The 25,894-nt window shown below is 75.1% G+C and carries 21 protein-coding genes; 14 read left to right on the top strand and 7 right to left on the bottom strand.

Translation table 11 applies throughout. The features are described 5' to 3' along the window. Positions 1-294: 294 nt before the first annotated feature. Positions 295-1,425, top strand: coding sequence for a hypothetical protein (locus ACGFSC_RS17380; protein WP_359898502.1), 1,131 nt, complete (start codon positions 295-297; stop codon positions 1,423-1,425). 97 nt (positions 1,426-1,522) lie between these two features. Here the strand turns inward: ACGFSC_RS17380 and ACGFSC_RS17375 are convergent, their stop codons facing one another. Then, entirely contained in the window at positions 1,523-1,960 is a 438-nt protein-coding gene (locus tag ACGFSC_RS17375) for a DUF5997 family protein (protein WP_359898503.1), read from the bottom strand. A gap of 58 nt (positions 1,961-2,018) precedes the next feature. Between ACGFSC_RS17375 and ACGFSC_RS17370 the strand changes: the two genes are divergently transcribed. Together ACGFSC_RS17370 and ACGFSC_RS17365 are read left to right on the top strand one after the other, a co-directional pair. Further along, on the top strand, positions 2,019-2,846 hold the full coding sequence (locus tag ACGFSC_RS17370) for a LysR family substrate-binding domain-containing protein (protein ID WP_380348938.1): 828 nt from the start codon (positions 2,019-2,021) through the stop codon (positions 2,844-2,846). Positions 2,847-2,900: 54 nt separating this feature from the next. Then, positions 2,901-3,482, top strand: coding sequence for a YetF domain-containing protein (locus ACGFSC_RS17365; protein WP_359898504.1), 582 nt, complete (start codon positions 2,901-2,903; stop codon positions 3,480-3,482). A 136-nt stretch (positions 3,483-3,618) separates the two neighbouring features. Here ACGFSC_RS17365 and ACGFSC_RS17360 read toward each other — a convergent pair whose 3' ends face one another. Together ACGFSC_RS17360 and ACGFSC_RS17355 are read right to left on the bottom strand one after the other, a co-directional pair. After that, entirely contained in the window at positions 3,619-4,344 is a 726-nt protein-coding gene (locus ACGFSC_RS17360; protein ID WP_359898505.1) for a rhomboid-like protein, read from the bottom strand. Positions 4,345-4,484: 140 nt separating this feature from the next. After that, on the bottom strand, positions 4,485-5,834 hold the full coding sequence (locus ACGFSC_RS17355) for a cytochrome P450 (RefSeq protein WP_359898506.1): 1,350 nt from the start codon (positions 5,832-5,834) through the stop codon (positions 4,485-4,487). 308 nt (positions 5,835-6,142) lie between these two features. Between ACGFSC_RS17355 and ACGFSC_RS17350 the strand changes: the two genes are divergently transcribed. Next, the gene (locus ACGFSC_RS17350) at positions 6,143-7,546 is read left to right on the top strand and encodes an amidase (protein ID WP_359898507.1); all 1,404 of its coding nucleotides are present in this window, start codon (positions 6,143-6,145) and stop codon (positions 7,544-7,546) included. A 145-nt stretch (positions 7,547-7,691) separates the two neighbouring features. Here ACGFSC_RS17350 and ACGFSC_RS17345 read toward each other — a convergent pair whose 3' ends face one another. Next, positions 7,692-9,656 (bottom strand): FUSC family protein, encoded by a 1,965-nt coding sequence (locus ACGFSC_RS17345; protein WP_359898508.1) that lies wholly within the window; start codon positions 9,654-9,656, stop codon positions 7,692-7,694. Between the two features lie 432 nt (positions 9,657-10,088). Between ACGFSC_RS17345 and ACGFSC_RS17340 the strand changes: the two genes are divergently transcribed. From ACGFSC_RS17340 to ACGFSC_RS17315, 6 genes are all read left to right on the top strand, one after another. Continuing rightward, a complete protein-coding gene (locus tag ACGFSC_RS17340; RefSeq protein WP_359898509.1) occupies positions 10,089-11,183 on the top strand; it encodes a phytanoyl-CoA dioxygenase family protein in 1,095 nt (364 codons plus the stop codon). Then, complete coding sequence (locus tag ACGFSC_RS17335; RefSeq protein ID WP_359898510.1) at positions 11,165-12,478, top strand: DUF6271 family protein; 1,314 nt, start codon at positions 11,165-11,167, stop codon at positions 12,476-12,478. The genes ACGFSC_RS17340 and ACGFSC_RS17335 overlap by 19 nt, the downstream gene beginning before the upstream one ends. A gap of 192 nt (positions 12,479-12,670) precedes the next feature. Next, entirely contained in the window at positions 12,671-13,840 is a 1,170-nt protein-coding gene (locus tag ACGFSC_RS17330; RefSeq protein ID WP_359898537.1) for a type III PLP-dependent enzyme, read from the top strand. Further along, a complete protein-coding gene (locus ACGFSC_RS17325) occupies positions 13,837-14,409 on the top strand; it encodes a GNAT family N-acetyltransferase (RefSeq protein WP_359898511.1) in 573 nt (190 codons plus the stop codon). Before ACGFSC_RS17330 ends, ACGFSC_RS17325 begins: the two co-directional genes overlap by 4 nt. A gap of 5 nt (positions 14,410-14,414) precedes the next feature. Next, the gene (locus ACGFSC_RS17320) at positions 14,415-15,620 is read left to right on the top strand and encodes an MFS transporter (protein WP_359898512.1); all 1,206 of its coding nucleotides are present in this window, start codon (positions 14,415-14,417) and stop codon (positions 15,618-15,620) included. Positions 15,621-15,800: 180 nt separating this feature from the next. Next, complete coding sequence (locus tag ACGFSC_RS17315) at positions 15,801-16,541, top strand: PIG-L deacetylase family protein (RefSeq protein WP_359898513.1); 741 nt, start codon at positions 15,801-15,803, stop codon at positions 16,539-16,541. A gap of 7 nt (positions 16,542-16,548) precedes the next feature. Here the strand turns inward: ACGFSC_RS17315 and ACGFSC_RS17310 are convergent, their stop codons facing one another. The 3 genes from ACGFSC_RS17310 to ACGFSC_RS17300 form a co-directional block, all read right to left on the bottom strand. After that, the gene (locus tag ACGFSC_RS17310; RefSeq protein ID WP_359898514.1) at positions 16,549-17,265 is read right to left on the bottom strand and encodes a DedA family protein; all 717 of its coding nucleotides are present in this window, start codon (positions 17,263-17,265) and stop codon (positions 16,549-16,551) included. 44 nt (positions 17,266-17,309) lie between these two features. Further along, the gene (locus ACGFSC_RS17305; RefSeq protein ID WP_359898515.1) at positions 17,310-17,504 is read right to left on the bottom strand and encodes a DUF1918 domain-containing protein; all 195 of its coding nucleotides are present in this window, start codon (positions 17,502-17,504) and stop codon (positions 17,310-17,312) included. Positions 17,505-17,631: 127 nt separating this feature from the next. Continuing rightward, a complete protein-coding gene (locus ACGFSC_RS17300; protein WP_359898516.1) occupies positions 17,632-18,294 on the bottom strand; it encodes a TetR/AcrR family transcriptional regulator in 663 nt (220 codons plus the stop codon). Between the two features lie 375 nt (positions 18,295-18,669). Between ACGFSC_RS17300 and ACGFSC_RS17295 the strand changes: the two genes are divergently transcribed. From ACGFSC_RS17295 to ACGFSC_RS17280, 4 genes are read left to right on the top strand one after another with little or no spacing between them, the layout of a single operon-like run. After that, entirely contained in the window at positions 18,670-19,497 is an 828-nt protein-coding gene (locus ACGFSC_RS17295) for a phytanoyl-CoA dioxygenase family protein (protein WP_359898517.1), read from the top strand. An 11-nt stretch (positions 19,498-19,508) separates the two neighbouring features. Then, positions 19,509-20,078, top strand: a complete 570-nt coding sequence (locus ACGFSC_RS17290) for a DUF6309 family protein (protein ID WP_359898518.1) — start codon at positions 19,509-19,511, stop codon at positions 20,076-20,078. Next, positions 20,075-24,601: an AMP-binding protein gene (locus ACGFSC_RS17285; protein ID WP_359898519.1), complete on the top strand. Its 4,527-nt coding sequence runs from the start codon at positions 20,075-20,077 to the stop codon at positions 24,599-24,601. Before ACGFSC_RS17290 ends, ACGFSC_RS17285 begins: the two co-directional genes overlap by 4 nt. 11 nt (positions 24,602-24,612) lie before the next feature. Further along, positions 24,613-25,887 carry an aminotransferase class III-fold pyridoxal phosphate-dependent enzyme gene (locus ACGFSC_RS17280; RefSeq protein ID WP_359898538.1) on the top strand — a complete coding sequence of 425 codons (1,275 nt, stop codon included), beginning with the start codon at positions 24,613-24,615 and terminating at the stop codon, positions 25,885-25,887. The last annotated feature ends 7 nt before the right edge of the window (positions 25,888-25,894 follow it).

The following is a 25,894-nucleotide window of genomic DNA, read 5'->3' as shown; positions in this document are numbered from 1 at the left end:
GCGGCCGCCGGACGGGCCGGTGCCGCGCCAGCGGACCCTACCGTGTCCGCGGGGCCGTCGGGGTGACGCCACGTGCGGCGCGGGAAGCCTTCGCCGGGCGTGCGGAACCGTTTCCGCGGCGGAGGCGGATCCGGCCGCCGTCCATGGCCGGTTCCGGTTCTGTCGATGCCGTGAAGGGGCTGTGTTCGGACGGAGCCGGGCCGAGTGCGACCGAACCGCTCCGCCGTCCACGGGCCGTGTCGTAGCCTGACGCGGACGCGGCAGGGCCGCGATCCGACCGGCGGGAGGGGAAGCATGAACAGGCTTGTGCGCAAAGCGCGTTGGCTTGGAGCGGTGGCGGCGGCAGGGGCACTGCTGCTGACCGGGACGGAGACCGCGGCCGCGGCGCCCGAGGGCCCGCCGGTCAGCGCGGCCCGGGCCGTCCCGACGGCGGACACCCTGGCGTTCGGCGGCACGGCCGAGTCGTTCGCCGTCGTCCCGGACGGCACCCGCGTCTACGCGGTGGTCGGCCACGCCGTCGACCCCGGCCACTCGGCCCGGGTCGTCCGCAGCATCGACACCCGTACCGGGGCGAGCACCGACCTGCTCACCGTCACCGGCTTCGACAGCGTCGGCCGTCCGACCGTCAGCCCGGACGGCAGCCGGGTCTACGTGACCGTCGACTGGGACCTGCTGACCTTCGACGCCGCGACCGGACAGCAGCTCGCCCGGGTCGCCACGCCCGACCAGCCCCGCCCCGGGGCCATGACCAAGGGCGCACTGAACGGGGTGACCGTCAGCCCGGACGGAACCCGGGTGTACCTGTCCCAGTACGGCCCCTGGGGCGTGCGCCTGGGCAGCCGGGCCGGCCGCGTCCTCGCCTACGACCCCGCCACCCGGACCTTCACCGGCGGCGTGACCCTCACCGGCTACACCGTCGGCCGGGTGGTGCTCGGCCCCGACGCCACCGACGCCTGGGTCGGCACCGCGGACAACCTCTACCACCTGGACGTCGAGGGCGCCGCCCCGGAGGTCGTCGACCCGGTGGCGGACTTCGGCTCCGCCGAGGAGATCGTGCTCGCCGCCGACGGCCGCACCGTCTACGCGAGCGGCTACCGCGACTACGGCACCGTCACCGCCGACATCCTGGACCCGGAGACGAACACCTTCCGGTCCGCCTTCGGCCTCGGGGCCTTCGCCGACGGCCCCCGGCTGCTCGGGACGAGCCCGGACTCCGGCCGGGTCCACGTGTTCACCGGCGCGAGGACCCCGCAGTCCGCACTGCTGTCGTACGACCCCGTGACCGGCGCGGCCGTTCCCGGCGAGACCGTCACCGGCTTCGGCCTGGACTCCGTCGTCCAGGTCCAGCTCGGCGCGGACGGCCGCACCCTCTACCTGGCCGGGCTCAAGGGCGGGGACTCCGTCCTGCGGACCGTCCGCTTCTAGGGGTTCGCCGAGCGGAGCCCGACGAGAACGGGCCCGACGAGAACGGGCCCGGCAGCCGGCGCCGGAGCGCCGCCGTGCCGGGCCCGGGGAGGGCGGGTCAGCGGGCCTGGGCGGCCTTCGCCTCCTTGGCGGCCTTGGCGGCGGCCTCGGCGGCCTCCTTCTCGTGCTTCTCCTTGATCCGGGCGGTCTCCTTGCGGAGGTCCACCTGGTTGGCGCGCTCGTGCTGGAGCCAGAGCGGGTTCTCGGCCCGGAGGGCCTCGATCTGCTCGGTGGTCAGCGCCTCGGTCACGCCGCCGCGGGCCAGGCCGGAGATCGAGATGCCGAGCCGGGCGGCGACCACCGGGCGGGGGTGCGGGCCGTTCTTGCGCAGGTCCTGGAGCCACTGCGGCGGCTCGGCCTGCAGCGCGTTCAGCTCCTCGCGGGAGACCACGCCCTCCTGGAAGTCGGTCGGCGCGGCGTCGAGGTAGATCCCCAGCTTCTTGGCCGCCGTGGCCGGCTTCATGGTCTGGCTGGTCTTCTGCTTGAGCGATGTCATGGTGACAAGGGTAAGGGAGTGCGCGGGCGCTCCCGGTCACGGTCGGTAGCCTTGCCCTGTGACAGACATGCAGGTGAACCCGACCTTCCGGCTCGTGTACGTCCCGGGCGTGACCCCCGGCAAATGGGTCCGGGTCTGGGAGGAGCGGCTCCCGGACGTGCCGCTGGACCTCCTCGCGGTCGAGTCCGGCGACGCCGAGCGGACCCTCCGCGAGGGCGGCGCGGACGCCGGGCTGGTCCGGCTGCCGGTCGACAAGGACGTGCTGAGCGCGATCCCGCTCTACACCGAGACCACCGTCGTGGTCTTCCCCAAGGACCACTGGCTCGCCGCCGCCGAGGAGGCCTCGGTGGCGGACCTGGCCGATGAGGTGGTCTTCCACCCGCTCGACGACACCCTGGGCCTCACCGCCGACACCCTGCCCGGGCGCCCCGCCGTCGCCCGTCCGGACAGCACCGCGGACGCGGTCGAGCTGGTCGCGGCGAACGTCGGCGTGCTCCTGGTGCCGCAGTCCCTGGCCCGGCTGCACCACCGCCGGGACCTCACCTTCCGGCCGGTGGCGGACGTGCCGCAGTCCCAGGTGGCGCTGTCCTGGCCGCAGGAGCGGACGACGGACCTGGTGGAGGAGTTCATCGGGATCGTCCGCGGCCGCACGGTCAACAGTTCGCGCGGCCGCGGGGCCGGGCAGGCGGCTCCGGAGGCGCAGCCGAAGAAGGCGGCGGCGGGCCGGGGCAAGCCGCAGCCGCAGCGGTCCGGCGGGCAGAAGGGCGGTGCGCAGAAGGCGGGCGGCCAGAAGTCCGGCGGGCAGCGGGCCGGGGCGCCGAAGGCCGGGGGAGCCAAGGCCGGCGGGCGGGGCGCGGCGGCCCGGCGCGGCAGGCCCAAGCGGTGACCGTGGCGTAGCGTCTGCCCCGTTCGCAGCCGTCGAGGCGGGAGGAGCGGGGCAGTGTGGCACGACCTGATGGCCGTCCAGATTCCGATCGTGGAGAAGGTCCTCCGCACGATCGCCGTCTACGTGCTGATCCTGGTGCTGTTCCGGCTCGCCGGGAAGCGCGGGCTGGCGGGGCTGAACACCTTCGACATGGTGGTCGTCTTCCTGCTCTCCAACGTGGTGCAGAACGCCATCATCGGCAATGACAACAGCCTGCTCGGCGGCGCGATCGGGGCGGTGACCCTGATCGCGGTGAACGCCGCCGTCACCCGCTGGCTCGCGCGCGATCCGAGGGCCGCCCGGATCCTGGAGGGCCGGCCCACCACGGTGGTGAAGGACGGCAAGCTGGTCGCCGGCGCGCTGCACAGCCTGGCGCTGCGCCCGTCCGAGCTGGAGCACGCCATCCGGATCCAGAACGGCGACAAGGTCGGCGACGTCGCCCGGGCCCGGCTGGAGCCGGACGGACAGCTGCTGGTCTCCCTCAAGGCGGGCGAGCAGAGCGCCACCCGGAGCGACGTCGAGGACCTGCGGCGCCGGCTGGAGGAGATCGAGCGGCTGCTCACCGCCATCGCCGCCGACCGGCGCCCGCCCGGCTGACCGCCGCCCGGGCCACCGGCCCCGCCCCGACAGGCGCTGGAACCGACAGGCGCTGGAACCGACAGGCGCTGGAACCGACGGGCCCCCGGCCCCGACAGGCCGTGGAACCCGGAGGCCCTGGAGAGCCGGGGGACGGTCACGGGTGGGCGTCCGCCGGCCGCTCGGCCCCGGCACGCCGGCGCCGCGAGGCGCCGAGGGCCACGGCGGCGGCCAGGGCGAAGCCGAGGGCGGCGGCGAGGAGGTGCCCGACGGTGGTGAAGCCCGGGAGGGGGCCGGGCCAGTCGCCGCCGGAGAGCGGCCAGGCGACGACGAAGGCGGCCCAGGGCAGCCGGGCCCGGCGGGGCGCGGCGAGGGTGGCGAGGGCGAGGACGGTCTGGGCGCCGTAGCTGATGCCGTAGTCCGAGGCCCCGCGGACGCTCTCCGGGTACCAGCCGTGGCGCAGGGCGAGCAGGATCACCGCGGCGGTGATCAGGGTGGCGCCGATGTGCCCGCCGAGGAACACGGCGGCGGCGCGCAGGCCGCCGAAGCGGCGCTCGGTCCAGGCGAGGCAGCAGCAGACGCCGAGGCCCAGGGTGATCAGGGTGCTGCCGAAGCCGGTGGAGAGGATCTCGGTGAGGGTGCCGTCGAAGAGCAGCGCGCTGCCGAGCAGGGCGCTGACCGGGTGGTCGTGCAGGTTGTCGAGGTTGGTGCTGATGTGGTCGCGCAGCGCGTCCGCGCGGTCCGCGGCGAGCAGGTTCTCGACCCAGACGTGCCCGAGCAGGAGCAGGACGACGTAGCCGAAGGTCAGCGGCGAGCGGCGCGGGTACGTCCGGGCGGCGCGCAGCAGCCCGGTCAGGAGCCCCGAGGGGGTTCGAGCGTTCATGGTCTGGTGGCGTCCCGGTCGAGCGGCGTGGTTCCGGCCGGCGCCCGTGCGGCCGGCCACGCCGGGACAGTACCGAAGCCGGGTCGGGATCCGGTCGGCGGACCCGGCGCGGACGGCGTAGGAGCCCGGTCGCCGTCCGGTCAGCGGACCCGGCGGGTGAGTGTCGCGGTGAAGGGCCGGGGCGTGAGGGAGGAGCCGCGGGTGGGGCGGACGGGCCGGCCGGGGGTGGGGGCGATGGTCCAGCGGGCGGCGATGGTGGCGATGGCGAGGACGGCCTCGGTGGTGCCGAAGACGTCGCCGATGCAGCGGCGGGCGCCGAGGCCGAAGGGCGCGTAGGTGCCGGGTGCGGGGCGGGCGGTGGTGAGCCAGCGGTCGGGGTCGAAGCGGTCGGGGCGGGGGAAGAGGTCGGCCCGGCGGTGCAGCAGGTAGGGGCTGTAGAGCAGGGTGGCGCCGGCCGGGATGCGGTGGCCGCCGAGTTCGGTGTCGGCGGTGGCGGTGCGGCTGAGGATCCAGGGCGGCGGGTAGAGCCGCAGGGTCTCGCTGACGATCCGGGCGGTGAGCGGCAGGGCCGGCAGGTCCTCGTGGCGGGCGGGCCGGCCGTCCAGGACGGTGTCGAGTTCGGCGTGCAGCCGCATCCGGACGGCCGGGTTGGCGGCGAGCAGCGTCCAGGCCCAGGAGAGGGTGGCGGCGGTGGTCTCCGTGCCGGCCAGCAGGAAGGTGACCACCTGCTCGTGGACCTCGGCGTCGGTCAGGCCCCGGCCGTCCTCGTCCGTGGCGTCGAGCAGCGTGGAGAGCAGGTCGTGCCGGTCGGTGCCGGCGGCGCGGTGGTCGGCGATCAGCCGCCGGGTGATCTCCCGCAGGTCCTGCCGGGCGCGGCGGAAGCGGTGGTTGCCGGGGGTGGGGAGGCGGTCGGCACCGGGCAGCGGCAGCATCACCCGACGGCCGACGCCGCGGGTGACGGCGTCGATGGAGCGGCGCACCGGCAGCGTGCCGGCCCGTTCGTGCGCGGCGAACAGGCAGCGGGCGGTGACGGCGGTGGAGAGGCGGTGCATCGCGGTGGGGACGTCGATCACGTCGCCGTCGCGCCAGCGGGCGGTGGCGCCGTCGATCTCCTCGGCCATCAGCGCGGCGTAGCCGGGCAGTCGGTCGCGGTGGAACGCGGGCTGCAGCATGCGGCGCTGGCGCCGGTGGGCGGCGGCGGGGCAGGTGGCGAGGCCGTTGCCGAGGACCTCCCGGGCCTTGTCGAGGAGGGGCCCGCCCTTGTCGAAGGTGCGGTCGTCGGCGAGCAGCCGGCGGACCAGCTCGGGGTGGCAGACCACGTACGCGTGGAGCGGGCCGAGCCGCAGCCGGACGAGGTCGCCGTGGGCGGGCAGGCCGGCGACGAACTCGTGCGGGTGGTGGAGGAGGGCGGGGGCGTGGCCGAGCAGCGGGAGGCCGCCGGGGGCGGTGGCCGCGGTGAACCGGGTGGTCGGGAAGAAGGGGGTCGGCACGGGCGTCACCTTGGTTGGGGCGGGAGGACCGGGACGAATCGCGAACGTGATCTTTCCCGGCGGCGTGCGGCGAAACGATCGTGGACGGGCGGACGGGGTGAACGCGGGGGCGCGGGCCGAACGGTCGTGCGCCCTCGAAGATTTGATGGAGCGTTTACCCGTCGGGGTCGACCCCGGTCGGGCGCCGGCCGCCGGCCGTGCCTACACTCGAAGCCCTGCGAGATTACCGGTCAGTAGAACCGGGCAGGTACGACCAACCGGTGCGATCGTCGGACGGTGGAACGTCCGGCAGGGAGTGGGGAGTTCGGATGACCGACGAGCGGGTCCACGCGTTCGCCGACGACGCCCTGGGCGCCCACGACGCGGTGGCGCTCGCCGCGCTGGTCCGGGCCGGCGCGGTCAACCCGAGGGAACTGGTCGGCGCGGCCGCCGACCGGGCCGCGCGGGTGGACGGCGCGCTGCTGCCCGTCGCCCATGCTTCGTACGACAAACCGCGGATCAGCCGGGAGGGGATCGGCGGTCCGCTCTGGGGCGTACCGACCTACCTCAAGGACAACGTGGACCTGCGCGGCCTGCCGACCGCGATGGGCAGCGAGGCCTACCGCGCCCGCCCGGCCCGCCGCAACGCGCGCTTCACCGACCAGTTCCTCTCCACCGGCCTGGCCGTCCTCGGCAAGACCAGACTGCCCGAGTTCGGCCTCAACGCCTCCACCGAGTTCGCCACCGCCCAGCCGGTGCGCAACCCCTGGAAGCCCTCGCACTCGCCCGGCGCCTCCTCGGGCGGCGCGGCGGCCCTGGTGGCCGCCGGCGTGGTGCCGATCGCGCACGCCAACGACGGCGGCGGCTCGATCCGCATCCCGGCGGCCTGCTGCGGGCTGGTCGGGCTCAAGCCCACCCGGGGCCGGCTGGTCACCAACGCCCAGAGCGGCAAACTGCCGATCGACCTGGTCACCGACGGCGTGCTGACCCGCTCGGTGCGCGACACCGCCGCCTTCTTCGCCGCCGCCGAGCGGCACCGCGGCAACCCCGGGCTGCCCCCGCTCGGCCTGGTCGAGGGACCGGGTGACCGGCGGCTGCGGATCGGCCTGGTGGTGGACTCGCCGATCGCCAAGACCGACGGGCCGACCCGGCAGGTGGTCGAGGAGACCGCCGCCCGGCTGGAGGCGATGGGCCACCTGGTCGAGCCGACCGCACTGCCCTTCGGCGAGGAGTTCTCCCGCGACTTCGTCAGCTACTGGGGCTACATCGCCTGGGCCATCGCCGCCACCGGCCGGCTGCTGATCGACCCGAGCTTCCGGGCCGGGAAGCTGGACGGCCTGACCACCGGACTGCGCCGCCGGTTCCGGGCGGAGTTCCCGCAGACCCCCGGCGTGCTGCGGCGGCTGCGCCGGGCCGAGGGCGTGTACGCGCGGATCTTCCGCGACCACGACGTGATCCTCTCCCCGGTGCTCGCCCACACCGCCCCGCCGATCGGGTACCTGAGCCCGAACGTGGACTTCGACGAGCTGATGGACCGGCTGATGCGCTACGTCGCCTTCACCCCGGTCAACAACGTGACCGGCGGCCCGGGCATCGCGCTGCCGGCGGGCTCCGAGCCCGGCGGGCTCCCGGTCGGGGTGCACCTGTCGGCGGCGCACGGGCAGGAGCGGCTGCTGCTGGAGCTGGCCTTCGCGCTGGAGGCGGACCGGCCCTGGCGGCGGATCCAGGACTGAACCCGGCGGGGCGCACCCGGCGGACCCGGGACCGAACCCGCGGGTCGGGGATCGAATGCCGAGGCTCCGGGATCGAATGCCGAGGCTCCGGGATCGAACGCCGAGGCTCCGGGACCGGACGCTGCGGCTCCGGGACCGGCCGCGCTCAGGGCGCCGGCTCGGGGGTTCGGGGCATCGGCGCCACCACCGACCGGGCGGCGCGCACCTCGTGGTGGAGCCGGGCCAGCGCGCAGTCCGGCGCCAGCGCGTCCGGCTCCGCCGCCGGCGGCGGCGGCCCACCGGTGCGCAGCGCCTCGGCCAGGCCGGTCAGCTCCCGGGTGACGGTGGCGACCTCGGCGGCGGTCGGCACCGGAGCGCCGTGCTCGATCCGCACCCGGGTGGCGGTGGTGGTGTCCACGATCCGCTCGACCGCGATCACCACCGGCCAGCAGGCCTCCGCCCGGGTGCCGACCGGCGGCGGCTCGGTGAGCGCCCGCTGGAACTCGCTGCGCACGGTGGACAGGTCCCGGTAGAGGCGGCGCCGGTAGCGGGCGCGGGCCGGTTCGTCCCGTCCGGGCGCGGTGGCGAGGGCCAGCGACACGTACGAGGCGGTGTCCTGGACGGCGTCGGCGAGCCGGTCGCCGATCCGGGTGTGCCAGGAGTCCGGCCACAGCAGGTAGCCGACCAGCAGCGCGATGCCGCAGCCGATCAGCGAGTCGTAGAGCCGGGGCGGCACCAGGTGGAAGCCCTGGTGGTTGAGCAGGTCGGAGAGCAGCAGGATCACCGGGGTGATGGCCGCGGTCTGGAAGGCGTACCCCTTGGCGGACAGGGCCGGGATCAGGGCCGCCAGTGCCGCCATCACCGGGACGTCCCACCAGCCGTGCGGCACCTCGGCCAGGACCGGGACGGCGATCAGCAGCCCGGCGGCGGTGCCGAGCGCGCGCAGCACCGCGCGGGAGAACACCGAGCCGAAGTCGGGCTTCATCACGAAGGTCACGGTCAGCGTCACCCAGTACGAGCGGGGCACCTCGATCACCGAGACCAGCACCTGTGCCAGCCCGATGCACAGTGCCAGCCGCAGCCCGTACCGCCAGGAGGCGCCGGACAGCAGCAGTGCCCTGGTCGCCCGCCGGGCCCGGACCTCGATCCCGGCGGGGCGGCCCAGCCGGTCGCCGGTGGCGTACGGGTCGGGTGCGGCCTCGTGCACGACCACGGCGGCGTGCCCGATCGCCTGGACCAGCGCGCGGGTGGACGGGCCGGCCGGGACCGGCAGGCCGAGCGGCGGGGGCGGGCCGGTGCGGTTCTGCTCGACGGCGTCGGCCAGTGCGCGCACGGCGGCCGGGTAGCCGGCGGCCAGCGGGCCGAACTCGGGCGGGCGCAGGTGGGCCGCCGAGGCCGCCTCGACCACCGGGATCACCGCGTTGAGCTGGGCGAGCAGCCGTACCAGGGTGGGTGAGCGGCCGTGCCGGCGGGCCCGGCGGGCGAGCAGCAGGTCGTAGGACTGGTTGAGCGACCGGGTGAGTTCGCGGCGGCGTCCGTCGTACTCCGGTGTGCCGGCCGCCTCCAACAGGTCGGCGACCGCCCGGTAGGTGCCGGCCACCACCGCCCGCTCGGGGACGCCCACGCGCAGCGGCCAGGCGAGCAGGGTCAGGGCGAGCACCACCAGGCCGCCGAGCAGCAGCAGGGCGGGCGGCAGCCACCAGGGGGAGGGCAGTGGCAGCCCGGCCCCGACGACCGCGTTGAGCAGCAGGAGCAGTCCGGAGACGGAGGCGACGGCGCCGATCGAGGAGATCATGCCGGAGACCAGCGCGACGACGGTCACCGTCGCGACGGCCGTCCAGCCGGCGCCGAACACCAGGGTGCCGAGCAGCATCCCCAGGGCGCCGAACAGCTGGGGCACGGCGATGTTGTAGACCCGCATCCGGTACGCGTCGGCGGTGTCCCCGATGACTCCGGACAGCGCGCCCATCGACACCAGTGCGCCGTAGGCGGGCCGCCCGGTGGCGGTGCCCACCGCGAGCGGGGCGGCGAGGGCGACGGACGCGCGGGCGACCGCGGCCCAGGGGACGGGCGCGGCCCGGGGCCGCAGACCCTCGGTCAGCCACGGGGGAGCCGTCAGCGCGGGTGCCATGAGCCCAACGTACGGCCGGCCCGACCGGTTCACCGTGCGCGCGAATATGTCAATTCCAGAAACATACCCGCTCTTATGTCAGTCTCCGAAACATAAAGCGAACCCCGAGAGGCGTCGTGAGCTGCGTTGATTTCCCAATCGGTAACCCGCAGGAAAGGGTTGACACCATTAGTTGGTCTAGTCCAACGTATGGGGAGCGCGGTTCGGCAAAGGCTGATGCGGGGTGAGGTGCCTTGCCGGACGGGAGAGTTGGCCCCCTGACGTGGCGCTGTTCCGCGCCCGCGGGCCGTGGCGAGAAGGACCGTATGCGGACGGCCCTCCGGGCCGCACTCGAATTCCTGTTGCGGCCGGTGGCCGGCCGTCGACTCGCCGCGCCCGCATCGAGCCCGCGAGGAAGCGCTGCGTCGACTACGAACCATGGAGTGACTGCCCATGCCGAGCCCTGCCGAACACCCCGACGGACCCGACGGGGAATACCTGTACCGGGCCGCGTCGCAGCGCCCCTACTTCAGTGCCGACACCGAGAGCTACCTCGCCCCGACCGCGCTGCGCGAGGTCCGCAAGAAGCACCCGCTGCGGGTGCTCTCGGAGGAGGACCACGCGTTCTGGCGGACCTACGGCTACGTGGTGGTGAAGCAGGCGATCCCGGCCGGGGCCGCGCGCCGACTGCTCGACTTCGCCTGGGAGTTCCAGGGCCTGTCGCCGGACCGCCCCGAGGACTGGTACCGCGAGCGCGAGTACCGCGACGAACTCGACCGGCACCTGCACGTCTACGGCTTCGTCGAGGCCTACCACCACCAGCTCATCTGGGACAGCCGCCAGTCGCAGCGCGTCTACGACGCCTTCGTGGACGTGTGGGACTGCGAGGAGCTCTGGGTCACCCTCGACCGGCTCAACCTCAACCCGCCGAACGTCCGCAACCGCGACCGCGCGCTGATCGAGCCCACCGACCGCGGCTTCGACATCGAGCTGCACTGGGACGTCGACACCACCCGGGACATGCTGCCGCAGCGCGTCCAGGGCATCATCGCGCTCAACGACACCGCCCCCGACCACGGCGGCTTCCAGTGCGACCCGGAGCTGTTCCGCCGCTTCGACGAGTGGCGGGCCGCCCAGCCGGCCGACCGCGACCCGATCCGCCCGGACGTCGACCGCGCCGAGTTCCCGGTCGTACGGCCCGAGTTGGAGGCCGGTGACCTGCTGATCTGGAACGGCCTGCTCGCCCACGGCGTGGCGCCCAACACCTCCGCGGGCGGTGTGCGCGCGGTGCAGTACCTGTCGATGATGCCCGCGCTGGAGGAGTCCGAGAAGCTGCGCCGCTCCCGGGTGGAGTCCTGGCGCACGCTCGGCACGCCGGACTGGAACCGCACGCTGGTCGGCGACGCCGACCGGCCCGAGGCGCAGCGCTACGGAACCGCCGAACTCACCGAACTGGGGGAGAAGTTGCTCGGCCTGCGGTCCTGGAGCAGCAAGCCGTTCGACGAATGCGGGGACACGGGGGAGCGGGAATGCGCGACGTCTGCCTGACCCTGCCCACCAACCGCGCCTGCGCGGACACCATCACCGCGATCGGCGCCGAAGCCGCCCACGCCGTACGGCGGTTCGGCGTCCGGGTGCACCTGCTGGTGCTGGACTCCGCCGAGCCCGCGGACCGTGCCCGGCACGCCGGGGCCCTCGCCGGCCTGCCGGCCGTCGACGGCGTGGTCGTCCACCACCTGGACGAGGACGCCCAGCGCGCCTTCCTGCGCGAGGTGATCGACGCATCCGGCGCGGCCGACCCGGACCGGCTGCTGCGCCTGATGCTGCCCGACGCCGTCTCCTACGGCGCCTGCACCAACCGGGCGTTCCTGCTGGCCGCGGCGCTCGGCTGCGAGTCGGTGCACCGCCGGGACTCCGACAGCCGCTACCAACTGCTCGACGGCGAACCGGTGTTCCCGATCGAGCACGAGCTGGCCACGCTCGGGCTGAAGGCCGCCGACGCGGCCGCCGCCGTCACCGAGAACACCCTCGACGCGGCGCACGCGGACAAGCCGGTCGCACTGGTCGGCGCCTCCTTCGTCGGTGAACTCTCCGTCGACGTCGGCGAGATCCGTGAACTCGACCCCGAGGTCCACCACGACGTGGTCGCGCTCTGGGCGCCCACCGGCGCGAGCGAGGAGGAGAAGCGCGAACTCGTCGCCGAGTCCTTCACCGGAGGCGGCACCGAGCCCTTCACCGCCGACCGCGCGGTGCTCGACCTGCCCGACATCTGGCACATCGACATGTGCAACATCGGCCTCCACCACGAGGTCTACGAACGGGTGCCGCTGCCGCCCGCCACCGACACCATTGGCAGCGACTACTTCCTGCACCACCTGGTGCGCGACGCGACCCTGCCGGGCGTCACCCACAACCGCCACATCGTCAACTACCACACCCCGGAACGGCGCACCGGCCCCGGCTTCACCGCCTACCAGCTGCGCTACGCCAAGTTCCTGCTCTCCATGCTCTACCTCTACCCGGTCTACTCCGAGATGGAGGCGGCCGGCGGCGCCCTGCTGGACGAACAGCACCGCGTCCGCCCCGAACCGATCGCCGAATCCGCCCGTCGCAGCGCCGCGACGGACCGCGCGGAGAACCACCGCAGGCTCGCCGAACTCGACCGCTGCTACCGACGCCTCGGCGGAAAGTACGCCGAGTTCGCGGACCACCTGGCGCCCCTGCGGGCACGCCTGCTCGACGAGGCGCAGACGGACATCGAGGACTTCGCAGCGCTGATCGACGCGTGGGGCCCGCTGGTGCGGGCGAGCAGGGCCACCCCCGTCGACCGGCGGCCACGCTAGCCGGACGGGGAACTCCACGTGATACGCCAGACCACCAGCCATGCCACCGGCCACACCACCGGCCATGCGGCCGGCCACCCCGGCGGCCGCGCCGGCGGCCACAGCGCCGCCCACCCGCCCGCCCACCGTGCCCCGGCCGTCTCCGCGGTGCACACCGAGACGCGCCGCGCCGACGAGCACGACCGCACCGCGCTGCGCGCCGCACTCGCCGCCGCCACCGACGACCGGATCATCTACGACCTCGACGGCATCGGCCGCCAGTACGCCGCGCTCCGCGCCGAACTGCCCGGCGTGGCCGTCCGCTTCGCGATGAAGGCCTGCCCGGTGGACGAGGTGCTGGACCACCTCGCCGCCCTCGGCTCGGGCTTCGACGCGGCGAGCCCGCAGGAGATCGCCCAGGCGCTGCGCACCGGCGTGCCGCCCGAACTGATCCACTACGGCAACACCGTCAAGTCCGACCGCAACATCGCCGAGGCCCACCGGCTGGGCGTGCGGGACTTCGCCACCGACAGCCTGGAGGACGTCGCGGCGATCGCCGAACACGCCCCCGGCGCACGGGTGTTCTGCCGCATCGCGACCACCGGCGAGGGCGCGCTGTGGGGCCTGAGTCACAAGTTCGGCTGCTCGCCCGAGGACGCCGTGCGGGTGCTCGACGCCGCCCGCACCGCCGGGCTCGTGCCGTCCGGACTGTCGGTGCACGTCGGTTCCCAGCAGATGACCGCCGAGGCCTGGAGCGCCGCCGTCGAGTCGCTGGCCGCCGTACTGGAGGCGCTCAACTGGCGTGGCATCACCCCGACCCGGATCAACCTCGGCGGCGGCCTGCCCGCCCTCGGCGTCCTCGACCGCGGCGGACGCCCGCTCGACCCGCCGCTGGACAAGATGTTCGCGGTGATCCGCGAGGGCATGGAGCGGCTGAGCGCCGTCAACGCCGGGCCGCTGGAGTTCCTGCTGGAGCCCGGGCGGCACCTGGTCGCCGACCACGGCGCGATCCGCGCGCACGTCTCCCGGCTCACCTCCCGCCACCGCCCCGACGGCACCCGGGAGGACTGGCTCTACCTCAGCTGCGGCAAGTTCAACGGCCTGTACGAGATGGACCAGCTCCAGTACCGGCTGGAGTTCCCCACCCACCCCGGCGGTCAGTTCGTCAACGCCGTGGTGGCCGGCCCGACCTGCGACAGCGACGACGCGTACGCCCAGGAGGGCGGCCTGGTGCGCGTCCCGCGCGCGATCAGCTCCGGCGAACCGGTCTGGATCCACTCCTGCGGCGCGTACGCCACCGCCTACGCCACCCAGGGGTTCAACGGCTTCGCGCCACTGCCGTACAGCTGCATCGGCGGGCGCCGCGAGGGAGGAGAGAGATGAGCGAGTACCGCATCCGGCTGCTCCGGGAGGAGGACTGGGACGCCGTGGTCGCGCTGGAGGAGCGCGCCTACGCCGCCAGCGGCCTGTCCGAGGGCCGCGAGGCGCTGCGCTCCCGGCACCGGGCCTCGCCGGACACCTGCTTCGTGCTGGAGCACCCGGGCGGCCTCGGCGGCTACCTGCTCGCCCTGCCGTACCCGCTGTTCCGCTGCCCTGACCTCGGCCGCGGCGAGGACGGGGCCGACGCGGGCGAGCGGCCGACCAACATGCACGCCCACGACCTGGTGATCTCCGAGGACCTGCGCGGCCGGGGCCTGTCCCTGCGGCTGCTGCGGCACCTGGAGCACACCGCCCGGACGGCCGGCTACCGGAGCGCCTCGCTGGTCGCCGTCCGCGGTTCGCACGTGCTGTGGACCCCGCTGGGCTACCGCGCCCGGCCCGAGATCGACCTGCCCGAGAGCTACGGCACCCGGGCGGTCTACATGGCGATGCCGCTGGACGCCGTCCCGGTCCGGCCGCTGCCGCACTCCACCGCGATCCGCGGGCCGTACCCCAGAGCCGAAGTGGGCTGATACCGATGTCCCCCGTTCGCGACGACTTCCGCCGGTCCCAAGTGGCCATCGGCGCCCTGTTCTTCGTCCTCGGATTCCAGTACGCGACCTGGGTCTCCCGGGTACCCGCGCTCAAGGCCCGGCTCGACCTGGGCGAGGCCCAGATCGGCCTGCTGCTGATGACCTGCGGAATCGGCGCGGCGGTGTCCTTCCCCCTGGTCGCGGTGCTGACCCGGCGGCTCGGCTCCCGCCTGCTCTCGGTACTGTCCGCGCTCGCCCTCGGCGTGATCCTGCTCGCCCTGTCGGTGGTGCCGAACTACCCCGTGATGCTGCTGGTGCTGTTCCTCGACGGCGTCGCGGTCGGCTGCCTGAACGTCGCGATGAACGCCCAGGGCGCCGCGCTGGAGGCCCGCTTCGAGCGGGCCACGATGTCCCGGCTGCACGCCACCTTCAGCGCCGGTTCGCTGCTCGCCGCCCTGCTGGCCTCGGGCGTCACCTCCGTCACCGGCACCCTGGCGGTGCACTTCGGGGTGGCCGCCGCGCTGCTCGCGGTGCTGGTCGTGGCGGCCCGGCCGGGGCTGCTGGCGGACCGGCCGGCCGAATCCGCCGAACCGGAGGAGAGGAAGCGGCGCCGCGGCTTCGTGCTGCCGACCGTCGCGACCCTCTGGATGGGCCTGGCGATGGTGTTCGGCACCGTCACCGAGGGCGCCATGAACGACTGGTCGGCGCTCTACCTCAAGGACTACGTGCACGCCGGCGCCGGGCTCGCCCCGATGGGCATCGCGGTGGTCTCGGTGATGATGGTCTGCGCCCGGATCTTCGCGGACGGCTGGCGCACCCGCTTCGGCGACGGCCGGATCGTGCGCACCGGCAGCCTGCTGGCCGGCCTCGGACTCGCCCTGGCCCTGGCGGTCGGCGGCGTGGTCCCGACCCTGCTCGGCTTCGCCTGCGTCGGCCTCGGAGTGGCCGCGGTGACCCCGTGCGTCTACGTCGCCGCCGCCCGGCAGGGCGCCGACGCCCTCTCGCTGGTCGCCGCCATGGGCACCACCGGCCTGCTGGCCGGCCCCGCCGTGATCGGTTTCATCGCCGGCGCCACCAGCCTGCTCTGGGGCATGGCCGCCGTCGCCGCCTCGGCGGCCGTCGTCTCCCTCTGCGCCACCCGGATCCGCTGGCCCGGCCAGGACACCTCCGCCGCCCCCGCCGATCCGCTGCTCGCCGCCGACCCGAGCTGACCCCTCCCGCGGGACGCCCGGAAGCCAACCCCTGACGCCCGCGTCAGGGGCAAGCCGACCCGGGGCGACGGTGTCTGACGGGGCGTTGGGGAAGCGGGTCTTCTAGAGTCACGGGTGGTACGGCCGTGCGACTGTCGTGCGTCCGTACGACCGTGAGCCGCACCGAGAGGAACGAGCAGCATGACCGACCAGGCCCCCGAGCCCTTCGAGCCCGTCGACGAGGACTGGCAGACCGCGCTGGCGATCGTCGCCCACCCCGACGACATGGAGTACGGCGGGGCCGCGGCCGTCGCCCGCTGGACCTCGCAGGGCAAGAAGGTCGTCTATGCGATGGTCACCAGCGGCGAGGCGGGCATCGACTCGCTGGACCCGGCCGAGTGCGGCCCGCTGCGCGAGGCCGAGCAGATCGCCTCGGCGCGCGTGGTCGGCGTCGACACCGTCGAGTTCCTCGGACACCCGGACGGGGTCGTGGAGTACGGGCTGCCGCTGCGCCGGGACATCGCCCGGGTGGTGCGCAGGCACCGGCCGGACATCGTGATCACCAGCAACTTCCGGGACACCTACGGCGGGCAGTTCCTCAACCAGGCCGACCACATCGCGGTCGGCCGGGCCACCCTGGACGGGGTCCGGGACGCCGGGAACCGCTGGGTGTTCCGCGAGCTGCTGGCCGAGGGCCACGAGCCGTGGAACGGCGTGCGGCAGATCTGGGCGGTGGCCTCGCCGGACGCCGGGCACGCGGTGGACACCACCGCGCACTTCGACCGGGGCGTCGCCTCGCTGGAGGAGCACAAGGCGTACCTGGCCGGGCTGGGCGGGGCGATGGCGGAGCCGCGGGAGTTCCTGGAGGGCTTCGGCCGGGGCGCGGGCAGCCGGCTGGGGACGCGCTTCGCGGTGCCGTTCGAGGTGTTCCCGCTGCGCTGACCCGCGGCTACTCGGGCCCGGTGCCGGTGTCGGTGCCCTTGCCGGTGCCCTTGCCGGTGCCTGTGCCAGTGCCCGTGCCGGTGCCTGCGCCCGTGCGGCGCCGGCGCCGGTGGCGCAGCACCTGCCGCAGCAGGACGGCCGCGACCAGCACGCCCAGCCCGACCGCGAACCAGACCTGGTAGCGCAGCGCCGTGCGGTACACCGCGCCGATGTTGGCCCCGGCGAGGTAGCCGAAGGTGCCCCAGACCGCCGTCCACAGCACCGCGCCCAGCAGGTTGAACGGCAGGAACCGGCGCCAGGGCATCTCCGTGGTCCCGGCGATGATCCCGTTGTACTGGCGCAGCCCGTCCACGAAGCGGGCGACCGTGACCACCTTGCCGCCGTGCCGGGCGAAGAAGTCCTCGGCGCGGTCCATCCGGGCCGGGGTGAGCAGCACGTAGCGGCCCCAGCGGTGGACGAAGGCGCGGCCGCCGGTGCGGCCGATCAGGTAGCCGAGGCTGTTGCCGAGCGCGGCGGCGCCGGTCGCGACCAGCAGGACGGCGGCGAAGTCGAGGTGCCCGGCGCCGGCGTACACCGAGGCCAGCACCAGCACGGTCTGCCCGGGCACCGGGATGCCGCAGTTGTCGAGCAGCACGAGCAGCGCCACCGCGAGGTACCCGTAGTGGTCCAGCAGTGGCGCGAGCCCGGCGAGTGCCCCGGGCAGCGGGGTCGTGGGAGCGGACACCGCTCCTCACCACCTCGCGCGGGGCGGGGTGACGGGGGTGTCGGTCAGAGGTTCGCCTCGCGACGCTCGATGTTGCAGTCGGGGCCCGGGTAGATCAGACCCTCGTGGCCGTCCTCGAACCGGACCATGTACGGCGGCTGTCCGTCGGTGCCGCGCACCTCGACGATCTCGCCCTTCTGGTCCACCATGCCCACCGACCTGCTGTGGATGTGGAGCTGGTCACCTACCGCTGCCTGCATGGTCTGCTCCCTCGGGTCGTGTGCCCGGCCGCCTCCACGGCCGTTCCCGCTATCCACTGTGCTGCGGGTGCGGCGGGCGCGCAACGCCTCGGGCGGACGGGGCGCGCGAGGGGCGCGGTGCCCTGCCTCAGCGGGCGGAGGACTGTTGCGCGAGGTAGCCGCGGACCAACCGCTTGCACTCGGCGATCAGCGCCGGATCGCCGTCGGGGGCCTCCCGGAAGGCCAGCTTGAGCACCGCGTCGGCGGCTTCCAGGGCCACCCGCAGGGCCAGCGTGGTGGCCGACGGGTCGCCCGCCCGGAACAGTTCGCCGCCGAGCGCCTGGAGCCGCAGCGCCACGGCGGTGTTGTTGTCCACGCCCGCGTCCAGCAGGTGCAGGTCGTCCTGGACGCCGGTGGGGACGGCCGGGCCCGCCAGGCCGAAGTCCAGCTGGCCGAAGCCCGGCACCGCCCGCTTCATCGCCACGAACTCCTCCACCGCCAGGTCGGTGAAGAGGGCGGGGCCGACCGGCGCGGCGGCGGCCAGCCGGGCGTCCAGGCGCTGGAGGTAGTGGTCGAGGTTGCGGGTGGCGAGCGCGGCCAGCAGGTCCTCCTTGCCGGCGAAGAACTGGTAGAGGGTGCCGATCGGCACCTGGGCGCGCTGGGCGACTTCCTTGGTGGTGAGCGCGGTCGCCCCGACCTCGTCCAGCAGCCCGGCGCAGGCGTCCAGGATGCGGCCGTACCGCTCCAGGCTGCGCTGCTGGACCGGGCGGCGCCTGACCGGTCCGGGGGCGGGGTGACTCCTGTCGCTCATGACCTCACTGTGCCGCATCCGCCGTGACGGCGGCGAATCACCGGGGCGCGAACGGCCCGGAGTTCCCCGTGGGACGGGAGCCGACTGGTGGCCGGAGCTGAACGGCACGGTGGCGGGAAGGTGTCCACGAGCTGGTATAGGCCTTGTCGTGGACGCGATGACAGGTTCATACTCCTGGGGCGGACTACTTTGCGTGATCAACGCATGCCTCTTCGTGGTGATCGCGATTCAGCTGTGGCGGCCGAGACGCCCGTGACGGACGCACCGCCGCCACCCGAGGTCTGGACGACACCGTGTGCCTCCACTGCCCGCGCCACGTCCTGTGGCGTCACGACCCTGTGTGTGCCCGCCCGACGGAAGGAGGGGATCGGTTCGGTGACGCCGCACTCCGGAGGGCGTGAGGCCCTCGACACCGAGCACCGCCGCCAGTTCCTGGAGTCCGGGTACCTGGTCCTGCCCGGCCTGCTGCCGGAAGCGCTGCGCGAACGGCTCGCCCCCGAGGTCGACCGGTGGGTGGACGAGGGCCTGCGGGCCCGGTCGATCGCCGCGTGCGCCGACCCCTTACGCCACGGACCGCCCCCGCTGCTGGAACTGGAACTGCCCGCCCACGGCGAACTCCTCACCCACCCACCGCTGCTGCGCACCCTGACCCGCCTGCTCGGGCCGGACTTCGTCTTCCACCACCTGCACAGCGACCGCCAGGACCCGGGGATCCCGGGCAAGGCCTGGCACCACGACTGCGAGCCCAACGACCGCTCCGACCCGTCGCTGCTGATGGTCCACGCGCTGCACTACCTCGGCGGACTGGACGAGCGGGTCGGCAGCCTGGCCGTGCTGCCCGGCTCGCACCTGCGCACCGTCGGCAAGTCCGCCTTCGCCCACCACGGCACCGCGGAACTGCCCGGCGAGGTGGTCCTCGACCGGCTGCCGCCCGGCTCGACGGTGCTGCTCAACTCGGCGCTGTTCCACACCCGCAGACCGGCGCCCGAAGGACCGGGCCACCCCCGGTACTTCGTCGACGCCTCCTACTGCCAGGTGGGGGCGCGCTGGCGTCCGGTGAAGCCCTATTGGCGACAGATGCTCGCCCGGGCCCGCGAACTGGACCTGGCCGACGGCCAGTGGCCCGAGCTGTTCGCCGAGCGGCACTTCACCGAGTACACCGCCGGCGAACACGCCCGCACCGAGTACACCGGAACCGTCTGAGGAGCACTGCCGTGGAGATCGTCACCGCCGTCGCCTTCCCCGAGGTCCACGACGCCTACCTGCGGGACCACCCGGTGGAGCGGGCCCACGAGGCGAACAGCAACATGTACGGCGAGGAGAACCTCGAACGTGCCGACCGCATCCCCGGCGGCTGGTGGCGGATCCGGCTCTCCCGGGCGGACGTCCTGGGCGTCGTGCTGCCCTGGCACCTCAGCGAGGGCGGGGAGCTCGAAACGGTGCCGCGCTCCGGGCTGACGGTGGCCGAGGCGGCCGAGCGGGTCCGCGCCGGCGGAGCCGCCTGGGCCGTCGCCAACCCGGTCTGCGCGGCCAAGCTGCGGCTGCTGCGGTGGGCACCGTTCACGCCCGTCTTCCTCAGCACCGCGCCGGTCGACCACTCCGACTACGGGGACCTCGCGGTCCGGTCCGGGCTGATCCACCTCGACGGCCTGCACCGCATGCTGGCTTGGGAATTGGCCGGACGGCTGCCCGAGCGGGCGCTGCTCGACGGGTACCTGGTGGGCGACCCGGCGGTGGTCGCCGGGCCGGCCCGGGCGGGCCGGACGGGGGGCGAGTCGGCGTGACCCCCGCGACGCAGCACCTCCGCTCCGCGTCCCGCGGCCACGCGGCCGACCCCGTCCGCGGCGCCCGCTCGCTGCCCGAACTGCTCGCGCACCTCGCCCGGGCCCACCCCGACCGGCCCGCCCTGGGCGACGGGGTCCGCAGCTTCGACTACCGCACGGTCGACGCCGCGGCCGGCCGGATCGCCGCAAGGCTGGCCGCCGCCGGCACCGGCCGGGGCGACCGGGTCGCCCTGGTCGGGCCCCGGGACGCCCGGATGCTGGTGCTGCTGTACGGGGTGCTGCGCTCGGGCGCGGCGGCCGTGCTGGCCGATCCGGACTGGTCGGCGGCCGACCTGGCCCGGCGGCTGGCGTCCGTGCGGGTGGCCCGGGTGCTGGCCACCGAGGGCGGGCTCGGCGGGGAGGTGGTGGACGTCGGGGCCGGACGGACGCCGGGCGTCGAGGACGCGGAGGCGCCGAGCACCGAGGGCGCCGAGGCGCCGGGCACCGGGACCGGGCAGGCGCCGGGCACCGGCGTCGGGGTCGCACCGGCCGTCGAGGCGCTGCCGGGGCCGCGGTCGGCGACCGTCGAGGTACGGGGCGAGGACCTCGCCTACCTCTCCTTCACCTCCGGGTCGAGCGGCGAGCCCAAGGCGGTGGCCGTCACCCACGCCAACGCCGTGCACTACGCCCGGGCGCTGGCCGGGCGGCTCGGCCTCACCGAGGCCGACGCCCCGTGCGCCGCGCACGTCACCACCCTGGCCGCCGACCTCGGCCACACCGCCTGGCTGCTCGCCCTGGCCACCGGCGGCTCGGTGCACCTCGTGCCGGACCGCGAGGTGCGCGACCCGGAGGCCTTCTGGGCCTCGCTGCGGCGGGCCCGGGTGGACGTGCTGAAGACCACCCCCTCGCACCTGACCGCCCTGCTGGAGGGCCGTCCGGCCGACTCCCCGCCGCTGCACACCGTGCTGCTCGGCGGCGAGCCGCTGCCCCGTCCGCTGGCCGCCGCCCTGCTCGACCGTGGCACCACCGCGCGGCTGGCCAACCACTACGGCCCGACCGAGACCACCGTCGGCGCCACCTGCCTGCTCGTCACCTCCGCCGGCCAACTGCCCGCCGAGGAGCCGACCGTGCCGATCGGCACCGGGATCGGCGAGGTGCTGCTGACCGTGGTGGACGGCGCCGGCCGGGCGGTACCGGACGGCACGGTCGGCGAACTGCTCATCGGGGGCCGGGGCGTGACCGCCGGCTACTACGGCCGGCCGGCCGAGACCGCACGCGGCTTCGTCCGGCACGACGGCCGACTCGTCTACCGCACCGGGGACCTGTGCCGCCGGCGGGCGGACGGCGACCTGGTCTTCCTGGGCCGGGTGGACCGCCAGGTGAAGGTCCGCGGCTACCGGGTGGACCTCGCCGAGGTCGAGCGGGCGATGGACGGCCACCCCGGCGTCGCCCGCTCGGCGGCGCTGCTGCGGGAGACCGCACTCGGCAACCAACTGATCGGCGTGGTAAGGCTGTTGGGAGGCGCCGACGGCTCGGAGGGGCCGAAGGGGGCAGCAGGGCCGACGGGGTCGGCGGATTCGGCGGATTCGGTGGGGTCGGCGGGGGAGGAGACGCTGGAGGACCTGCGCGCGCACCTGCGGGACCGGCTGCCCGGCTACTCCGTGCCGCAGCCGATCCTGGTGCTGCCGCAGTTCCCGGTCGGGCCGAACGGCAAGCTCGACCGGCAGCGGCTGGCCGAGCTGGCGGCCGAACTCGTCGAGGCCCGGGCGGAGTCCAGCGGCACCGCCGGGAGCGGCCCGGCCGGGGAGATCGCCCGGTTCTGGGCGGGCGCCCTCGGCCTGCCCGCGGTCGGGCCGCGCGCCGACGTGCTCGCCCTCGGCGGGGACTCCATCCTCGCCATGCGCACCATCGCCTTCCTGCGGCGCTCCGGCCTGCGGGTCGCCTACGAGGACTTCTACCGGCACCCGACGGCCGAGGGCCTGGCGGCGGTCGCCGTCCCGGCCGCGCCGTCCGTCCCCGCCCCGCGCGGTGACGCCGGCGGCTACCGACTCGCCCCGGCGCAGCGCTGGTTGTACCGGCAGCGGTCGCTGCGGGAGCCGCGGCACTGGAACCAGTCCGTGCTGCTGCGCTGCCGCACCGCCGTCGACCCGGAAGCGCTCTCGGCGGCCGTCGCGGCCGTCCTGGAGCGGCACCCGGCGCTGCGCCGCCCGGTCACCCCCGACGGCTGCGGCGAGCTCCGGGAGGTGGCCGGGCTCGACCCGGTCTCCTGTTCCCGGATCCCGAGCTCGGCCGGGGAGATCGCCGACACCGTCGCCGGGGTCTGCACCGAACTCCACCGCAGCCTCGACCCGGCGGCCGGCCGGCTGCTGCGCGCCCACCTGTTCACCGGTCCGCCCGGCACCGACGACCGGCTCGCGCTGATCGCGCACCACCTGGTGGTCGACGGACTGTCCTGGCGGATCCTGCTGGACGACCTGGCGCACGCGTACCGGGCGGTGCTCGACCGGAAGCCGGCCGATCTGCCGCCGACGGCGGACTTCTACGCCTGGGCGGCGGCCGCGTCTCCCGCCGTCGAGCCGGTCGCCGGGGAGGCCGAGGAGCCCGCGGTCGGGGAGCCCGCCGTCGGGGAGCCCGCGGTCGGGGAGCCCGCGGTCGGGGAGCCCGCCGTCGGGGAACTCGCCATAGGGGAGCCCGCCGTCGGAGAGGTCCAGGAGCCCGGCGCGCTCAGCTGGGCGCTCGACCCGGCGGCCACCGCCCGGCTGATCGCCCGGCACGGCGCCGGGTCCGGGCTGGAGGCCGTGCTGCTGGCCGCCTTCGCCGCAGCCGTCACCGGCGACAGCGGCCGTCCCCGGCTCGCGGTGGAGGTCGAGACCCACGGCCGGGACGCGGTCGGCGACGAGGGCGAATTCCTGGACACCGTCGGCTGGTTCACCGCCGTCAAGCATGTCGCTCTGGACGCCGGGGCCACCCCGGACGCCGTGGCGCGGCGGCTGCGCGAGGCACCCGTCCGGCCGATGGACGCGCCCGGCGGGCGGCCCGCCGTCGGCTTCAACTTCCTCGGCACCTTCCGGCTGCCCGAGGAACCCGCGCTGGACTGGACGGTCGCCGCCGAACAGGCCGGGACGGCCCGCTGTACCGGGGGCGACCCGCTGTACGAACTGCGCCTCACCGCACGGGTGGTGGAGCAGCGGCTGGTCGCCGACCTGGTGTACGGGCGGCCCGGCCTGCCACACTCCGCCGCCGAGCGGATCACCGGGCGGTTCGCCCGGGCGGTGGCGGCCGAGGCACGGGCCCCGGAGGCCGCACCGGTCGTCCGGGCGCAGCTGTCCACCTCCGGCCAGCTGCTGCACCCCGGCGTCGCCCCGGCGGCCCGGGCGAGGGTGGGCGAACCCGCCCGGGTGCTGCTCACCGGCGCCACCGGCTACCTCGGGCGGCACCTGCTGGAGGCCTTCCTCCGCCGCGGCGCCGAGGTCACCTGCCTGGTGCGGGCCGCGGACGACGCCGAGGCGCTGAAGCGGCTCGGTGCCGGGGCGGCCGGCCCCGTCCGCGCGCTCGCCGGGGACATCGACCGGGACGGCCTCGGCCTCTCCCCGGCCGGGCTGGAACTCGCCCGGGGCACCCACCTGGTGGTGCACGCGGCGGCGGACGTCCGGCTGGTGGCCTCGCCCGACGAGCTGGAGCGCACCAACCACACGGCGGTGCGGCGGCTGCTCGACTGGCTCGGGGAGAACGCGCCGGACGCCCGGCTCCACCACGTCTCCACGCTCGCCGTCTCCGGCGGCGTCGACGGCCCGCCGCGCCGCTTCAGCGAGGCGGACCTGGAGATCGGCCAGTACTTCCGCACCCCGTACGAGCGGACCAAGTACCGGGCCGAGCAGGCCGTCCGGGCCTGGGCCGCCCGCGGGCACACCGCCCACCTGCACCGCAGCGGCCACATCGCGGCGCACAGCCGGACCGGCGCGTTCCAGGCCAACGCCGGCGACAACCGGATCTACCAGCTGATCCGCGGCTACCTGCTGGCCGGCGCCGCGCCGAGCCGGCCGGACACCGCCTTCGCGTTCTCGTACGTGGACACGGTGGCCGCCGGGATCGCCGCGATCGCCCTCGACCCGTACGCCGCGCCCGGCGCGTACCACGTGGAGACGCCGCACGCCGTCCCGCACGACGAGCTGGTGCGGTGGCTGGCCGGGCACGGCCACCCCGTGCGGCTCACCGACGAGGAGGGCTTCGCGGCCGCCCTGGCCCGGGCCGAGCGCCGCCACCCGACGGCCGCCCGGGTGGCCGCCGCGTGGGCGGCGCAGGAGGAACGCCGGGTGCTGGTGGACAGCGCGTACACCACCGCGGTGCTCGACCGGCTGGGCGTGCGCTTCGCCGCGCCGACCCCGCAGTGGTGGTCGGCCGCGCTCACCTGGGCCGCCGAGGCCGGCTACCTGCCGGGCGTCGGCCCGATCCCACCCACCCGTGACGACATCCGTGACGACATCCGTGACGAACGTCGCGACCGACGTCGTGACGACATCCGTGAAGGCAGGACCAACCCGTGAAGGCAGGCCCCGTGTCCCAGCTCTCCCCGGCGCTCAAGCAGGCCACCCCGGTCGTCGCCGTACGCGGCGAAGGACTCCACCTCTACGACGCCGCCGGCCGCAGCTACCTCGACTTCACCTCCGGAGTGGGGGTGACCAGCACCGGCCACTGTCACCCGAAGGTGGTCGAGGCCGTCCGGGAGCAGGCCGGCCGGCTGATCCACGGGCAGTACACCACCGTGCTGCACGACCAGCTCCTCACGCTCACGGAGCGGCTCGGCGAGGTGCTGCCGCCCGGGCTGGACTCGCTGTTCTACGCCACCGCCGGCACCGAGGCGGTGGAGGCCGCGCTGCGGCTCGCCCGGCACGCCACCGGACGGCAGAACGTGATCGTCTTCGAGGGCTCCTTCCACGGCCGGACCATGGGCGCGGCCTCGCTCACCACGGCCGGCACCCGGTTCCGGGCCGGTATCGGCCCGCTGATGCCCGGGGTCGCGGTGGCGCCCTTCCCGGCCGCGTTCCGGCTGGGCCTGTCCGAGGACGAGGCGGTCGCGCACGCCCTGCGCGGACTGGACGAGGTGCTCGCCACCGTCTCCGCGCCCGCCGAGACGGCCGCCGTGTTCGTCGAGCCGGTGCTCGGCGAGGGCGGCTACGTCCCGGCCCCGCCCGGCTTCCTGGCCGGGCTGCGCGAGCGGGCCGACCGGCACGGCATCCTGCTGGTGGTGGACGAGGTGCAGACCGGCTTCGGCCGTACCGGCCGGTTCTGGGCCCACGAGCACGAGAGCGCCCACCCGGACGGGGCCGGCGTCCGTCCCGACGTCCTGATCACCGCCAAGGGGCTGGCCAGCGGCTTCCCGCTGTCCGCGATCGCCGCTTCCACCGAGCTGATGGGGCGCGCCTGGCCGGGCTCGCAGGGCGGCACCTACGGCGGAAACCCGGTGGCCTGCGCCGCCGCGCTGGCGACCCTGGACGTGCTGCGCGAGGAGCGGCTGGTCGAGAACGCGGCCGAGCAGGGCGTCCGGCTGCTGGCCGGGCTGCGGGCGGTGGCCGCCGGGACGCCCGGGATCGCCGACGTCCGCGGGCTCGGGCTGATGGCCGCCAGCGAGTTCTGCCGTCCCGACGGCACGCCGGACCCGGAGGCGGCCCGGCGCGCCCAGCAGGCCGCGGCCGAGCACGGGCTGCTGCTGTTGCTGTGCGGGATCCACCTCAATGTGGTCCGGATGATCCCCGCGCTGGTCGTCACGGCCGAACAGATCGACGAGGGCCTGGAGTTGTGGGCGAAGGCCGTCGCGGCCGGCGGCCGGTAGGGAGGAG

This window comes from Kitasatospora sp. NPDC048715 (assembly GCF_043198905.1).
Classification (GTDB): Bacteria; Actinomycetota; Actinomycetes; order Streptomycetales; family Streptomycetaceae; genus Kitasatospora; species Kitasatospora lactacystinica.
This window is presented reverse-complemented; position numbering and strand designations above follow the sequence as displayed.